Here is a 12,873-nt window from a genome sequence, read left to right on the forward strand (position 1 = left end):
CACTGGCATCTGAGTGGGGGCCATTTTTATCCGACTACGGGGCAGCGGCTTATTTGCCGTTGGCCAATTCGCCGTACACCACCTGGCCGCGGAAACCGCGCCGCACCTGCTGGAACAGCTCGCGGAACGCCGGGTAATCCTGCGCCTGGCACAGCGCTTCCTTGCCGCGAATGGCGTTCACCTGCAGGCGGTGATTGACGGTCACCTGCTGCCCGTCGCGCCGCCACGCCACGCGATAGTCGCCCGCCGCATTGCGGAACTGCCTGTCTTGCGGAATGGCGATAATCGGCACGTTGGCCGGCAGCTGCAGACGGTAGGTTTCGTCGTAGCGCTGCGCGCTGCAGTAGAACGGGGTTTCGTTGCCCGGCGCCGCCGTGGTGGTATACAGCGTGCGGAACGATTTGCCGCCGGGCGGGTTGGGCAACGTCATGCCGCCCACCACGCCGAAATCGACGTAGTCGTCCGCCTTGAAGCGGAAGCGGTAACCGAACTGCTTTTTGAGATCCAGCGGATCGCTGTTCATCGCCACCTCGCCGCTGCCGTCGATGCCGGAGGCGGACATGATCGTCGCTTCGGCCTGCGCCCGGTTCTGGCGGTTGATCTGCGAGAAGTAGCCCCGCAGGTCAATCTCTTCCACTTCGCTCAGCCGGCGCTCGGTTTGCCCATGCAGATTGCCCGCCTTGTCGAACACAAAATCGACGCTCAGCGCGCTGTTGACCGGCTGCTCGTCGCTGCCCGGCGTGCGCGCCAGTTTGGCGTCGCGCGTGAGCAGCACCGGCGCCCCCAGATCCCCCTCCGGCAGTTGGCCGAACCGCGCCCAGGGATTGGTGGAGTCCAGGTACAAATTGAATTCAGGCACGTAGGTGATGGCGTGATTAAAGCGGCCGAGCAGCGGCACATTAGGCAGTATCGGGCCTTCATCCATGCCGATCAGCACCGGCGAGCTTTCAATGCCCTTGGCGGCGAGCAGCGCCTCCAGGATCACCACATGATCCTTACAGTCGCCATAGTGATTATCGAGAATGCTCTGCGCCGAATTCGGCTCCAGCCCGCCGTTGCCCAGGTACACCGCCACGTAGCGAATGTTTTGCGCCACCCAGCGATAGAGCGCCTCCGCCTGCTCGCGCCGATCGCTGATGCCGGCGGTGATGTTGTCCGCCAGCGCCTGAATGCCCGGAGTCACCTTCGCCGCCGCGCCGGCCTTCAGCTGGTAGGCCTTGGCCAACTGCGGCCACTCGCGGTAGGTGCTGGCCATGATGGTCGGGCTGAAGGTCCAGCTGTCCGCCGCCCAGTTTTGCGCCTTCATCGGCGCGCTGCGCGAATAATGCCAGCGCCAGTGCGCTTGGCCGTTGCGGATCTGCGGTTGGTCCCCGCCCTCGACGCCGCGCGTGAAGATATGCATCGGCAGCTTGGCCGGCGCCTGCAGGGTCACTTCGGCGTCGTCGAACTGATCAAAAACGCTGAAGGTCTCCCACAGGCCGAAATAGTCAGGGAAATACGGGGTGTTCTGCGTGCGGCGCAGTTCGTACACCACGCGCGAGCCCGGCGCCAGGTTGGAGAACACGATGACGCGCACTTTGCGGTCGGCATACAGCGGCGCCGTGGCGCTGGAGTAGCTCTCCTGGGTGTAGATGCGATCGGGCGCCACATCGTGGCGCTGGCCGTCGGCGGTCAGCGTATAGGCAGCGACCACCTCCAGCGTTTCCATTTTCTCGCTGTAGCTCAGGCGGATCTGGCTGAATTTTTCGACCGCCGCCTTGGTTTTCAGCAGCACTTCGTAGCTTTCCGTCTTCACGTTGGTGGCGTTGGCGTTAACGCGATAATCCGCACGATAGCGCACGAAGCTGAAATCGTTGTTGGCCGTGTCGTTCTGGCCCTGATCCGCCGCAGCGGGCGGTGCAGCGGCCAACACGGTGGCCGGGTGCGTCGCCGTCAAACCGGCGAGTAACAGTATGGAAGGAATAGCGATTTTCATCTTCGGTCCTTGAAGGGCGTTAAGCAGCGACACCGGGCCATACGCCCGTCCCGGCGTCAAAACAGGCGGGCACACTAATATAATTGAGAATCATTTTCAATAAACGAACCATCAACGCCGCGCTAGCCCTGCTCGATCAACATGACGGCGGTGGTCTCCGGCTCCAGCGCTTCGAAAATATGCTCGCGATCGGCGGAGTAACTGATGTAATCCCCGGCGCTCAGCACCTGCGGCTGATCCACCGGGCCAAGGCGCGCCCGTCCACTGCTGATGATCACGTGCTCGACGGTGCCCGGCGGATGCGGCCGCGAGCATTTCGTTTCACCGGGTTGCACCCGCAGCCGGTAAATGTCGCGCTGCGCGCCCGGCGGGCAGGTGGCCAGCAGCGTGGCGGCGTAGTTGCCCTGCTCCGACAGCGCCGGCGTTCCTTCATGGGCGCGGATCACTTGCACTGGCCTGCTCGGCTGTGAAATCAGCCGGCTGACCGGCACATCCAGCGCCATCGCCAACGCCCACAGCGTTTCCAGGCTGGGATTGCCGCTGCCGGCTTCGAGCTGCGACAGCGTGGATTTGGCGATGCCTGCGCGCTTCGCCAGCTCGGTCACCGACAGATTCAATCGCTCCCGCTCGCGGCGGATTGCCGCCGACAAGAGGCCGATCGGCGTGATGTTCTGCATCAGGTTATCGCTCATTGTTCATTATACCATTCAATTGTTCGACTTGACGAACACCGTCAACCATGTTCATCATAATGTCCGGTTGTTCATTTTAATGACTAAGCGGCTTCATCACAAGCACGGCCAGGCAACGAGGAAAATGACATGAAAACGACAACGCGCGGCGCAGTGCAAATGATCCTCGCCATGACAATCTCCGGCACCGTCGGTTGGCCGGTACTCGTTTTAGGGCAGCCGCCCGCCACGGTGGTGTTTTGGCGCTGCGCGTTCGGCGCGCTGGCGATGCTGGCGACCTGCGCCGCGCTTGGGCAGTTGAAACCCGGCGCGATCAACCGGCGGCAGCTGGCTGTCGCCATCCTCGGGGGTATCGCGCTGGTGCTCAACTGGACGCTATTGTTTGCTGCCTATCAGCACGCTTCGATCGCTGTCGCCACCGTGACCTACCACGTTCAGCCGTTTATGTTGGTGGCGCTGGGGGCGCTGCTGTTCGGCGAAAAACTGACGGCTAACCGGCTGGGCTGGCTTCTGCTGGCGTTCGCCGGGATGCTGTTGATCGTCACCGGCCGGCAGAGCAGTGGCGGCGAAGGCGACTATCTGCTCGGCGTGGCGCTGGCGCTGGGCGCGGCCCTGATGTACGCCCTGGCGGCGGCGATCGTCAAACAGCTGGCCGCGTTGCCGCCGCAGCTCATCGTGTTGATTCAACTGACCGTCGGCGCGCTGGCGATGGCGCCGTTCGCCGCTCTGGCCCACCTTCCCGCGAAACCGACCGACTGGCTGCTGCTGGCTACCCTCGGCCTGGTGCATACCGGGTTGATGTCCACGTTACTCTATGGCGCGATCCAGAAAATCCCCACCGCTCTGGTCGGCGCGCTGTCGTTCATCTACCCGGCGGTGGCGATCGTGGTGGACTGGGCGGCGTTCGGGCACCGTCTCAGCCTGTTGCAGCTGCTGGGCACGCTGGCCATTCTCGGCGCGGCGGCGGGCATGAACTTCGGCTGGCGATGGGCGCCCGCCGCGCACCGGGCCGGTAAAATCAGTTAATCCCGCCCGATGGGCAAGCTATGCACAATAAGGCATTCGCCTTGTGTCCGGCGCGGTGCTATTTATTTAAACCGTGTAGGGTAGAAGGAGTTTTTCTATGTGGCATCACCGCCTGCAACGGCGCATCCGTTTCAGCTACTGGAACGAACTGTGCGTCACAAAAAAATAAGGGAAGGCGCAAGCCTTCCCTTTTGTCATTCACCGTTCAGCTCAGAAGCGATCGGTTTTCACCACCTCGTCGAACGGCAGTTTGCCGATGCGCGGATAAGGCTGCCCCGCCGCCTTGCCGATGGCAACCATCAGCGCGATCTGATAGTGAGCCGGTTTGTTGATAATCTCGCCCACCGCGTCGAAATCAAACCCGTCCATCGGGCAAGAGTCGTAACCCTGCGCCTTGGCCGCCAGCATCAGCGTCTGGGCGAAGATGCCGCTGCTGCGCATCACCTCGTCGCGCTGCACCTGCGGCTTACCGCGATAATACTGATCGACGGCCGGGATCATGAACTGCTGTACCGGCTCCGCCGCCTCGGCCCAAACGGTTTTTACCTGTGACTCCCAGCTCGACAGATCGCCGCACAGCACGACCAGCATCGATGCGTCGGTCACCTGCGCCTGCCCCCACGCCGCTTCGCGAATTTTCTCGCGTTGTGCGCGATCTTCGATCAGCAGCGGACGCCAGTGCTGCAGGTTAAACGCGCTGGGTGCGCCCTGCAGTGCAATGTTCAACAGCGCTTTTTTCTCTTCGAGCGTCATCACGTGCTGCGTATCAAACTGCTTGGTAGCGCGGCGCTGACGGATTGCGTCTAACGTATTCATTTTACTGCCTCTGTCCATGTGAAAAGCGCTATTGTCGCCAACACGGCGCGGCTGTCCAGCCCCCGGCGGCTATTTCTGCGCGGTTTCGGCGCGCAAGCGGCCGACCTGCGCCGTCAAATCGGGCCACGGCGCCTGACCAGCGTAATGCTGCCGCAGGTAGTTGAGCAGGATGGCGATCTGCGCGTCATTCAGGTTATGGCGGAAGCTCGGCATATAGCCCAGCTCGGCGTTCGCCGGCCGCTGTATGCCGTTCAGCACCACGCGAATGGCGTTGTCCGGCGCCTCGGCGAACAGGTTGGTGTTCAGCGTCAGTGACGGCCGCACCCCCGCCATCTGCGCGCCTTTTTCCTGCGCATGGCACGCCATGCAGGCGCCGGAAAACAGCCGCGCCCCTTCCGAACTCAGAGGCTCCACCTGCCGTTCCGCCTGAGCGTTTAACGTTGCCGCCGTAGCGCCCGCCGCCGTTTCAGGATGATAGCTGCGCAAGTAGACGGCGATCGCCTGCAGATCGGCCTGCGGCAAGCGCGACAGGCCTTCTTCGATCACCGGCGCCATCGGGCCGGCGGCGACGCCGTGGTTGGCCGAGTAGCCGGTGCGCATAAACTCGACCAGATCCTGCTGCGTCCAATCGAGCGGCGCGGGCGAGCGGCCGGTCAACGCGGGCGCCGTCCAGCCTTCCGCCACGCCGCCGTCCAGATGGTCGTCACCGGTTTTCTCGCCGAACAGCACGTTGCGCGGCGAATGGCAGGCGCTGCAGTGCCCCAGCCCTTCGACCAGGTACGCGCCGCGGTTCCAGTCGGCGCTCTGGGCCGCCTCGTCCTGCATCGCGCCCGGCGTCAGGAACAGCAGGTTCCAGGCAAAGATGCCCTGGCGAATATTGAACGGAAAGTGCAAATCGGTGGCCGGTGGCCGGTATTTGACCGCCGGCTGTGACATCAGGTAGGCGTACAGCGCCTGCAGATCGTCGTCGCGGGTGCGGGTAAAGGCGGTATAGGGAAACGCCGGATAGAGATAGCGGCCCTGGCGATCGACGCCGTGGCGCATGGCGCGCTCGAACGCCGCGTAACTCCAGCTGCCGATGCCGGTTTCCACATCCGGCGTGATGTTGGTGGTGTAAATGGTACCGAAGGGGATCTCCATCGCCAGCCCGCCGGTGTTGCGCTCACCGCCCGCACGGGTGTGGCACACGGCGCAGTCGCCGAGATCGGCCAGGGTTTTGCCGCGCGCGATCTGCGCCTCGCTGAAACTGTGGGTCGCATCGGCGGCGAGCGGCGCGATTTCCGGCTGCCAACTGGCGACCACGCCGGCGACCACAACGGCGATCACCGTGACGCCGCCCCACCCGACGATTTTTTTCATCTTACTCATCTTTGCTGTCCTTGTTCGTTACGGGGGGTTAATGGCCGGCCTGAGCGCGCAGCGCGGCGAGCACCCGCGCCGGTGTGAACGGCACCTCCCGCAGGCGCACGCCGAGGGCGTCAAACAGCGCGTTGCCGATCGCCGCCGCACTCGGCACCGAGGCGGACTCTCCGGCGCCCATCGGCGCTTCGTCCGGGCGGTCGATCAACTGGATATCGATCTGCGGCAATTCGTCGAAGCGCAGGATCGGATAGCCGCCCCAGTCCAATGACGTCACCCCCGTCTCGTTGAAGGTCACAAACTCTTTCAGTACCCGGCTGGCGGATTGGATAATGTTGCCGTGCACCTGATGGCGCACCCCGGCCGGGTTGATCATCCGGCCGCAGTCATGCGCCACGAAAATTTTATCGAGCGTGATCTGCCCGGAAAGGCGGTTGACGCTGAGATCGCACACCCAGGCCGCCCAGGCGGCGCCAAAGCCGGGGAATTTGCTGTGGAAATAGCGCGCATAGGCGAAGCCGCGGCCGCTCGCCACTTCGGCGCCGGCGGCGCGCGACCGGTGCGCCGGGCCGTCTTGCCAGTTCGCCTGGCGCTTCAGAGCCTCGATCAAGGCCACCGCGCGCGGATCGTTCAGGTAACGCAGGCGAAACGCGATCGGGTCCTCGCCGGCGCGCCAGGCCAGCTCGTCGATCCAGGACTCATGGGCGAACACGTTGGGCAGCGCCGAAACGCCGCGCATCCACGACGCCCGCACGATCGGCGCGGCGTCCTGGCAAATCACCCGCATGTGCGGATACGCGTATTGCGGAATGGCGGTGCGATCGCCCATCTGTTGCACGTCGGCCCGGTTGGCCATCTTGCCGGTCAACACCAGCGGCAAGGTCACCGCATTGTTGGACGGATAGCTGGTTTTCAACTCGTAGGCCGCCACTCGGTTTTGCGCGTCGAGGCCGCCGCGCACCCGGATCAGCTGACCGGTGCCCTTCGGCTCCCAGCCGGATTCCTGTTCGCGCATCAGCTGCACCCGCACCGGGCGGCCGGTCGCCCGCGCCAACAGCGCCGCGTCCGCCGAGACGTCGTCGGCGCAGTTGCGGCCATAGCAGCCGGAGGCCTCCATGCGGGTGATGTGCACCTGCTCAGGCGGCAATTCCAGCAGCGTGGCGATGTCTTTGCGCAGATCGTGCGGGTTTTGCGTGCCGGACCACACCTGCGCCCGCCCGTCTTTAACCTCCGCCACCGCGCAGGAAGGGCCGATCGAGGCGTGCTGATGGTAGGGCCAGACATAATCAGCCCGCACTTCAGTATGCAGCGCCGCCAGCGCGGCATCCGTGCCCGCATCGTCGCGCAGCACGCGGTCGGTTTTCGGGTTGGCCTCCAGCGCGGCAGGCAGCGCTTCCGGCGACAGATCCGGCAAGCCGGCCCAGGGTTTCCATTCGGTTTTCAGCTGGCGCATGGCGGCGACCGCCTGCTCTTCGCGCTCGGCCACGATGCCGATGAAATCGTTGATCACCACCAGTTTCACGATGCCCGGCAGGTGCGCGATCGAACGTTCATCCACCGACAACAGGCCGCCGCCCAGCGGGGCGCTGCTGTCGGCGCCTACGTAAGGCGGGCGCACCACCCGGCCATGCAGCATGCCGGGCAAACGCAGATCGTGCACGTAGGTCAGCCCACCGCTCACTTTGGCCGGAATGTCGACTCGGGCAACGGCGCGGCCGACGTAGCGATTCTGCTGTTCACCGTTCAGCGGCACGTTTTTATCCAGCGCCACGTGCAGATTCTGCCCGCTCGCCAGCTGCGCATAGCTCAAGGCGCGCCCCGGATTCTTGGTCACAAACACCTGCCCCGCGGCCGCCGTCAGCTGGTCGGCCGGCAGTTCGAAGGCTTTGGCCGCCAGCGCCGTCAGCATATGTCGCACCTGCGCCGCCGCCTGGCGCAGCGGCACCGACGTGACCTGGATGGTGGCGCTGGCGATGGTCGGCCCCTGATCCGGCGTGCGTTGCGTATCGCCCAGGATCATCGTGACGTGCTCGAACGGCGCGCAAATTTCGTCGGCGACGATCTGCGCCAGCGCGGTGCGAATGCCGGTGCCGAGATCGACGTGGCCATTGAAGGCCGTCACCCGGCCGTCGGCGGTGAGGCTGATAAAGCTGTCCACCCGATCCAGCGGCAGATCGGCAGGCGATGAAACCGCCTCGGCGGCGAAGGCGTTAAACGGCGCGGGCAGCAGACTGCTGACCATCACCACACCCCCGGCCTGCAACAACTGTCGGCGGGTCAGTTCGAGGCGGCTCATGCTTGCCTCCGCGCAGCCAGCAGATCGCGGGCGCGCTCGGCGGCGCGCAAGATCTCAAGGTGGGTGCCGCAGCGGCACAGGTTGTAGGCCAGCTCTTTCTTGATTGTCTGTTCATCTGCATCCGGCTCGCGTTCGAACAACGCGACCAGCGTCATGATCATGCCATTGGCGCAGTAACCGCACTGCGCCGCCTGCTCATCGATAAACCCTTGCTGCACCGGGTGCGGCGTTTCCGCTGTTCCCAGGCCTTCCAGCGTAGTGACGGACTTGCTTCCTACCGCGGCCAGCGGCATTGAGCAGGAGCGAGCGGCGACGCCGTCGATAAGCACCGTGCAGGCGCCGCACTCCCCCAGGCCGCAGCCGTATTTGGGGCCATTCAAGTGCAGATCGTTGCGTAACACGTACAACAGCGGGGTCTCGGGCGAGATATCGCCGAGTGGAACCACCCGGCCATTAACATTGATTTCCATGGTGAAACTATCCCTTAAACAAACGGATTTAATCCGTAACATCACTGCGTCGAATAATTGAGCAGCATGCTAATAATTATCATCAAAAGACATTGATAATGTTAAGGGAATGTGGCCGCCATGGCTTTAACGAAAAGTGGGTATTTTCTATAAATTTCCGATAGATAAGCCCGGTTTTATGATTGCTTGCCGTGATTATTGTCGATCATCAATTCGGCCTCGGCGCCGTCAACCAACAGCCGCACGCTGGCTTCGAACAGCGCGTCTGCCCCCTTATCCTGCAATGTTTCCCAGCCTTCGCACAGCAGCGGGTAACGCCGGCGATCGGCGTCATTCAGCGCATCGTCCGGCTGCATTTGTTGCTCTTCCAGCACCCAGCCCACCACGAAGCGCCCGACGGCGAACAGCAGATTAACGGCGCGTTCCGGCGTCAAGCCCGCCCGGCACAGCAGCGCCACCTTGGCCTCGATAATGGCGAATTGCGGCTCCTGCGGCCGGGTGCCGGCGTGCAGACGCGCGCCGTCGCGGTAAGCCAGCAGAGCCCGACGGAAGTTGCCGGCATTGGTGACAACCCAATCCTGCCAGGGCATGTCGGCGGGCACCTCTTCACGGTGATCCAGCATGATGGTTTCCGCCATCGCCTTCAGCAGCTCGGCCTTGTTCTTGAAGTGCCAATAGAGCGTGGGAGATTGCACGCCCAAATGTTGCGCCAGGCGGCGGGTGCTCAGGGCATCGATGCCGATGTCGTTCAGCAACGCCAGCGCCCCGCGCAGGACGGTTTCTCGCGTTAAACGTGTCGCAGTATTTTTTTCGTTCATATCTCTATCACTGATAGGGTAACTGTGGAATACTCAATACTCTATCACTGTTAGAGTCACAATTTTGAAAAAACCCATGCTGGTTATTTTGTTGACGGTGTTGCTGGATGCGGTGGGCATCGGTCTGATCATGCCGATTCTGCCGGCGTTGTTACGTTCGCTGGGCGGTCTTGACGCCGGCAGCCTGCACTACGGCGCCCTGCTGGCGGCCTATGCGTTAATGCAATTTCTGTTCTCGCCGATCCTCGGCGCGCTGAGCGATCGTTTCGGCCGGCGGCCGGTGCTGCTCATCTCGCTCGCCGGCGCGGCGGCCGACTATCTGCTGATGGCGTTCGCACCGACGCTGGCCTGGCTCTATCTGGGCCGGTTACTGGCGGGCATCACCGGCGCCAACATGGCGGTCGCCACCGCTTACGTTACCGATATTACTCCTGCCGGCCAGCGCGCGCGGCGTTTTGGCCTGGTGGGCGCGGTGTTCGGCGTCGGCTTTATCGTCGGCCCGCTGCTCGGTGGCTCGCTGGGCGAATGGCATCTGCATGCGCCCTTCCTGGCGGCGGCGGCGATGAATGCCCTCAACCTGATCATGGCGTTTTTCCTGCTGCCGGAATCGCGCAAACCCCGCGCCCGCGCCGCCGAGAAAATCCGCCTCAATCCCTTTTCGTCATTGCGACGGCTGCACGGCAAACCGGGCCTGTTGCCGCTGGCCGGCATTTACCTGATCATGGCGCTGGTTTCACAGGCGCCGGCCACGCTATGGATTTTATACGGTCAGGATCGTTTCGGCTGGAGCATGATGGTGGCGGGCCTGTCGCTGGCCGGTTACGGCGCCTGCCACGCGCTGTCGCAGGCCTTCGCCATCGGCCCGCTAGTCGCACGGCTCGGCGAACGCAAGGCGCTGCTGATCGGCCTGGCGGCCGACGCGCTGGGTCTGATGCTGTTATCGATCGCCACGCGCGGCTGGGCGCCCTTTGCGCTGCTGCCGTTCTTCGCGGCGGGCGGCATGGCGCTGCCGGCGCTGCAGGCGTTGATGGCGCACAAGGTGGACGACGACCATCAGGGCGAGCTGCAAGGGACGCTGGCCAGCATGGGCAGCCTGATCGGCGTCGCGGGGCCGCTGGTGGCGACGGCGCTGTATGCCGCCACGCGCGATGTCTGGCCCGGCCTGGTCTGGGCGTCGGCCGCCGGCCTGTATCTGCTGGTGCCGCTGTTGCTGGGGCGTTCGCGCGAGCGTGACGCGGCATAGCGTCATGCCCCTCTCCCGCTTAAGCTCATTTATGGCTAAACAAGGCATTATTCAGCATAAGCGGGCGCTTTACACGCCACTGCGCCGCTCATTATCATCGCCCTTATCCCGCCGCAGGAAAATTTAAATGCCGTTTCATGGCGTTACGCCCAGCGCGTCATCGCTATCGTTCACTTGCCTATCGGAAAATCAGGATGAGAAAACTCACAACGCCGCTGATCGCCGCCCTGCTGCTCGGCCTGTTTAGCCTGTTTAGCCTGTTTAGCCTGCCGGCCGGCGCGCAGGAGAAACCGCAGCAAATCACCATCGGTTACCAGAAAGCCAACATTTTTGCGCTGCTGAAATACCGCGGCACGCTGGAAAAAGCCCTTGAGCCGCAGGGCGTCAAGGTTCGCTGGATAGAATTCCCCGCCGGCCCGCAGATGCTGGAAGGGTTGAACGTCGGCAGCATCGATCTGGCGGCGACCGGCGACGCCCCGCCGGCCTTCGCGCAAGCCGCCAAGGCCGATCTGGTTTATTTGGCGCATTCGCCGCCCAGCCCGAAAACCGAAGCCATCGTGGTGCCGCAGGATTCGCCGATCCGTTCCGTGGCCGATCTGAAAGGCAAACGCGTGGCGTTGAACAAAGGGTCTGACGTCAATTACCTGCTGGTGAGCGCGCTGGAACAGGCCGGCTTGAGCTACAAGGACATCACGCCGGTCTACCTGCCGCCGAGCGATGCCCGCGCCGCCTTCCAGCGCGGCAGCGTCGACGCCTGGGTGATTTGGGATCCCTACTACGCCGAGGTGGAAACCCGTGCCAACGCCCGCCTGCTGAAAGACGCGGAAGGCCTGGTGCCGCACTACACCTTCTATCTCGCCAGCCGCCGCTTTGCCGAAACGTACCCGGACAGCGCCAAACAGGTGATTCAACAGCTCGGCGCGCTGAGCGACTGGGCCAACGGGCATCCACAGGAGGCGGCGGCGATCCTCGCTCAGAGCACCGGCCTGGATCAGGCCATTTGGGCCAGAGCCATCGCTCGCATGCCGTTCGGCAGCCAGCGCATGTCGCCAGAGGTGTTCAGGCAGCAACAACAGTTGGCGGATAAATTCACCGCCATCGGGCTGCTGCCGGTTAAGGTGGATGTCAACGCCGCCCGCTGGTCAGAAGATAAACCCGAGGCGCCATAGCTTTTGCCGCGCGTTGGCTTTAGAAAGCAGAAACCGGCATTTTGCCGCCGGCATCAGTTGGCCTATGCTAACTCTGTGTGATGAAACGCGTTTTCATGGCATGTCTTCCGGAACGTTTTTGCTTTAATTTGTTCGTCGTGAACCCTGGGCCGCCCCTGACTGGTGCGGCTTTTCTTTTTGTTCGGCAGTGCCGGCAGCGGCGAATTTTGCTATGGTAACCCGCAGATAAATGTCCCGTTTTCAGCCGCCGGATCGACTCATGTTTACCCATAAAGCAATCGCCGAGCTCAACGCCCTGGAGCTGATGGTTTATAACTACGTCAGCAAACACAAAAATCAAGTGATGTACATGACCATCCGCGAGCTGGCCGAGGCCGCCGGCGTGTCCACCACCACCGTGCTGCGATTTTGCAAAAAAATGGGTTGTGACGGTTATTCAGAATTTCGCATCCGTTTCAAACTGTATCTGGAGCAAACCGATGCGCCGCCGGTCGATTCCGGCATCGGCGAAATTCTCAGTTTTTTTAAAAGCGTCAGCAACGACGAATTTAATCAGTTACTCGATGAAGCGGCGCACCATATAGCCGCCGCCGAGCGGATTATTTTCGTCGGCATCAGCACCTCTGGCGCCTTGGGGAAATATGGCGCGCGTTTCTTTTCCAACGTCGGGAAATTCAGCACCCATATCGACGATCCTTATTATCCCGTCAACAGCGATATGTATAAAAACGCGGTGGCGATCATGTTGTCGGTCTCCGGCGAGACCGAAGAGATCCTGCGACTGGCGAGCCAGTTCAGCCTGCACCACTGCAAGATCATCAGCATCACCAACAACGAAACCTCTTCACTGGCGCGGCTGGCGGACTTTAATCTCTCCTACCACGTGCCGCAGCATTTGATCGGCGGGCATCACAATATCACCACGCAGATCCCCGTGCTTTACATTATTGAAACCATCGGCAAACGGCTTGGGCATATTAATTCGGAAAAATAAAACAGGCTGTTTTTT

The 12,873-nt window shown here is 62.6% G+C and carries 11 protein-coding genes; 4 read left to right on the forward strand and 7 right to left on the reverse strand.

Annotated elements, in window-relative coordinates:
* Positions 1 to 49: 49 nt before the first annotated feature.
* Entirely contained in the window at positions 50 to 1,975 is a 1,926-nt protein-coding gene (locus tag IT763_RS11735) for a DUF3857 domain-containing protein (protein WP_049299288.1), read from the reverse strand.
* 122 nt (positions 1,976 to 2,097) lie between these two features.
* Entirely contained in the window at positions 2,098 to 2,667 is a 570-nt protein-coding gene (locus IT763_RS11740) for a helix-turn-helix domain-containing protein (protein ID WP_176063136.1), read from the reverse strand.
* Between the two features lie 129 nt (positions 2,668 to 2,796).
* Here IT763_RS11740 and IT763_RS11745 point away from each other — a divergent pair, with 129 nt between their 5' ends.
* Positions 2,797 to 3,693 carry a DMT family transporter gene (locus IT763_RS11745; protein ID WP_176063133.1) on the forward strand — a complete coding sequence of 299 codons (897 nt, stop codon included), beginning with the start codon at positions 2,797 to 2,799 and terminating at the stop codon, positions 3,691 to 3,693.
* 210 nt (positions 3,694 to 3,903) lie between these two features.
* Here IT763_RS11745 and IT763_RS11750 read toward each other — a convergent pair whose 3' ends face one another.
* The 5 genes from IT763_RS11750 to tetR all read right to left on the reverse strand — a co-directional run bounded on the left by IT763_RS11750 (position 3,904) and on the right by tetR (position 9,452).
* Positions 3,904 to 4,509 (reverse strand): nitroreductase family protein, encoded by a 606-nt coding sequence (locus IT763_RS11750; protein ID WP_033640238.1) that lies wholly within the window; start codon positions 4,507 to 4,509, stop codon positions 3,904 to 3,906.
* 69 nt (positions 4,510 to 4,578) lie between these two features.
* The gene (locus IT763_RS11755; RefSeq protein WP_176063131.1) at positions 4,579 to 5,877 is read right to left on the reverse strand and encodes a cytochrome c; all 1,299 of its coding nucleotides are present in this window, start codon (positions 5,875 to 5,877) and stop codon (positions 4,579 to 4,581) included.
* Between the two features lie 28 nt (positions 5,878 to 5,905).
* Complete coding sequence (locus IT763_RS11760) at positions 5,906 to 8,164, reverse strand: molybdopterin cofactor-binding domain-containing protein (protein WP_143779011.1); 2,259 nt, start codon at positions 8,162 to 8,164, stop codon at positions 5,906 to 5,908.
* Entirely contained in the window at positions 8,161 to 8,634 is a 474-nt protein-coding gene (locus tag IT763_RS11765) for a (2Fe-2S)-binding protein (RefSeq protein WP_033640233.1), read from the reverse strand. Before IT763_RS11765 ends, IT763_RS11760 begins: the two co-directional genes overlap by 4 nt.
* Before the next feature lie 176 nt (positions 8,635 to 8,810).
* Positions 8,811 to 9,452: a tetracycline resistance transcriptional repressor TetR gene (tetR, locus tag IT763_RS11770; protein ID WP_049299297.1), complete on the reverse strand. Its 642-nt coding sequence runs from the start codon at positions 9,450 to 9,452 to the stop codon at positions 8,811 to 8,813.
* A gap of 76 nt (positions 9,453 to 9,528) precedes the next feature.
* On the opposite strand from tetR, the gene tet(41) reads away from it, so the two are divergent.
* The 3 genes from tet(41) to IT763_RS11785 all read left to right on the forward strand — a co-directional run bounded on the left by tet(41) (position 9,529) and on the right by IT763_RS11785 (position 12,858).
* Entirely contained in the window at positions 9,529 to 10,695 is a 1,167-nt protein-coding gene (tet(41), locus tag IT763_RS11775) for a tetracycline efflux MFS transporter Tet(41) (RefSeq protein ID WP_371811592.1), read from the forward strand.
* Positions 10,696 to 10,889: 194 nt separating this feature from the next.
* On the forward strand, positions 10,890 to 11,864 hold the full coding sequence (locus IT763_RS11780) for a sulfonate ABC transporter substrate-binding protein (RefSeq protein ID WP_206194731.1): 975 nt from the start codon (positions 10,890 to 10,892) through the stop codon (positions 11,862 to 11,864).
* Positions 11,865 to 12,123: 259 nt separating this feature from the next.
* Positions 12,124 to 12,858, forward strand: coding sequence for a MurR/RpiR family transcriptional regulator (locus IT763_RS11785; RefSeq protein WP_016927659.1), 735 nt, complete (start codon positions 12,124 to 12,126; stop codon positions 12,856 to 12,858).
* Positions 12,859 to 12,873 lie beyond the last annotated feature (15 nt).

This window comes from Serratia sp. CMO1 (assembly GCF_015689115.1).
Classification (GTDB): Bacteria; Pseudomonadota; Gammaproteobacteria; order Enterobacterales; family Enterobacteriaceae; genus Serratia; species Serratia marcescens.

Excerpts from the sequence above, each read along its gene's own strand:
- IT763_RS11735 (WP_049299288.1), bottom strand. The coding sequence starts at position 1,975 with ATGAAAATCGCTATTCCTTCCATACTGTTACTCGCCGGTTTGACGGCG.
- IT763_RS11785 (WP_016927659.1), top strand. The coding sequence starts at position 12,124 with ATGTTTACCCATAAAGCAATCGCCGAGCTCAACGCCCTGGAGCTGATG.
- IT763_RS11780 (WP_206194731.1), top strand. The coding sequence starts at position 10,890 with ATGAGAAAACTCACAACGCCGCTGATCGCCGCCCTGCTGCTCGGCCTG.
- IT763_RS11760 (WP_143779011.1), bottom strand. The coding sequence starts at position 8,164 with ATGAGCCGCCTCGAACTGACCCGCCGACAGTTGTTGCAGGCCGGGGGT.
- IT763_RS11745 (WP_176063133.1), top strand. The coding sequence starts at position 2,797 with ATGAAAACGACAACGCGCGGCGCAGTGCAAATGATCCTCGCCATGACA.
- IT763_RS11740 (WP_176063136.1), bottom strand. The coding sequence starts at position 2,667 with ATGAGCGATAACCTGATGCAGAACATCACGCCGATCGGCCTCTTGTCG.
- IT763_RS11750 (WP_033640238.1), bottom strand. The coding sequence starts at position 4,509 with ATGAATACGTTAGACGCAATCCGTCAGCGCCGCGCTACCAAGCAGTTT.
- tetR (WP_049299297.1), bottom strand. The coding sequence starts at position 9,452 with ATGAACGAAAAAAATACTGCGACACGTTTAACGCGAGAAACCGTCCTG.
- IT763_RS11755 (WP_176063131.1), bottom strand. The coding sequence starts at position 5,877 with ATGAGTAAGATGAAAAAAATCGTCGGGTGGGGCGGCGTCACGGTGATC.
- IT763_RS11765 (WP_033640233.1), bottom strand. The coding sequence starts at position 8,634 with ATGGAAATCAATGTTAATGGCCGGGTGGTTCCACTCGGCGATATCTCG.